1 protein-coding gene and 1 pseudogene are annotated in these 1,537 nt (G+C 73.5%); one reads left to right on the top strand and one right to left on the bottom strand.

Annotation, left to right across the window (positions count from 1 at the left end):
* Window positions 1-1,036: LCP family protein (locus tag G6030_RS14320; RefSeq protein ID WP_241724372.1), on the top strand; the 1,036-nt coding region annotated here is incomplete at its 5' end.
* A 32-nt stretch (window positions 1,037-1,068) separates the two neighbouring features.
* Here G6030_RS14320 and G6030_RS14325 read toward each other — a convergent pair.
* Window positions 1,069-1,537 (bottom strand): annotated as a pseudogene (locus G6030_RS14325) (hypothetical protein); the annotation flags it as partial.

The raw sequence follows: 1,537 nt of genomic DNA on the forward strand, positions 1-1,537 counted from the left end.
CGGGCGGCCTGATCGTCGTTCCGCGCGCGAGGCCTCGGCCGCCCGACCCCGCCGGCGCCCGGGCCGGGCTCCCCTGTGGCGGCGGATCGGGCCGCTGCGCATCGTCGGCCTCGTGCTGGTCCTCGTGCTCACGCTGGGCGTTATCACGGCCCTGTGGGCGGACTCCAAGCTCCAGCGGATCGACGCGCTCACCGACTACCCGGGGCGGGGCGGCAACACGCCCGGCACCGTCACGCTGCTCGTGGGCACCGACTCCCGCGAGGGCCTGACCCCCGAGCAGCAGGCGCAGCTGTCGACCGGATCCGAGTCCGACGCCGGCGGCAAGCGGACCGACACGATGATGCTGGTCTACACCCCGCGCGGCGGCGACCGCACGATGCTCATCTCGCTGCCCCGCGACCTGCTCGTGACCATCCCCGGTTACGGCGAGAACAAGCTCAACGCGGCCTACACGTTCGGTGGACCGCCGTTGCTCACCCAGACGCTCGAGCAGCAGACGGGCGTGCGGATCGACCACTACGCGGAGATCGGATTCGGCGGCTTCGCCGGGATCGTCGACGCCGTGGGCGGAGTGGACATCTGCATCGAGGAGCCCATCGTCGACCCGCTCGCGGGCCTCGACCTGGCCGCCGGCTGCCAGACACTCGCCGGCCCGCAGGCCCTGGGTTTCGTCCGCACCCGCTACGGGTTCGCCGAGCAGGACCTGCAGCGCGTCCGCAACCAGCGGCAGTTCCTCGGCGCGCTCATGCGCAAGACCCTGTCCCCCGGGAACCTGCTCAACCCGTTCACCGCGGTCCCGCTGCTGAACGCCGGGGCCGAGGCCGTCACCGTCGACACCGGCGACCACATCTGGACCCTCGCGCGGATGATGTGGCGCCTCAGCGACGACCCGCTGACCGTGACCGCGCCCCACGACGGGATGGCGTCGGGATCGGTGGGGTCGTACCTGACGTGGGGTCCCACCACCACCGGGTTCTTCGACGCGATCGCCGCCGGGCGGACCCCCGGCCCGGAGTACATCGACGCCGGGCCCTGATCAGCCGGTTACCCGCGCGCCCTGGGGCCCGCTCAGCCGGCCGGGGTGATGGAGACGATCCCCCACGTACCGTCGGGGTTCTCGGCGAGCCGCACGCGCTGGCGGATCAGGACCGGATCGGCCTCCGGCGGGTACTCGGTGAGGTCGACCTCGAGCAGCGTGGGCGACAGCTCCCTCGCCTCGACGCAGTGGGTGGTGCCCTCGGGGACCCGCTCGACGCCCTCGACGCGCAGCTGCTCCTCGGTCATCCGACTGGACGGCGAGACCGCCTCGAACGCCTTCTCCGCCGACCGCTCCACGTAGTAGGCGTGGTCGAACGCCAGGACCGCGCCGGCGGGCGTGTCGAGCGATCCGGGGCCGGCGCCGACCACGCGTCCGGGCTCCGAGACCTCCGCGCACCCGGTGACCGCCTCCTCGGAGGGGCTGACGGCCCCGCGGGTGACGACGAACCCGAGCACCGCGGACCCGCCCAGCACCGCCACACCGGCGGCGGCCAGCAGG

It is taken from the genome of Dietzia sp. E1 (genome assembly GCF_014145015.1).
Taxonomy (GTDB): domain Bacteria; phylum Actinomycetota; class Actinomycetes; order Mycobacteriales; family Mycobacteriaceae; genus Dietzia; species Dietzia cinnamea_A.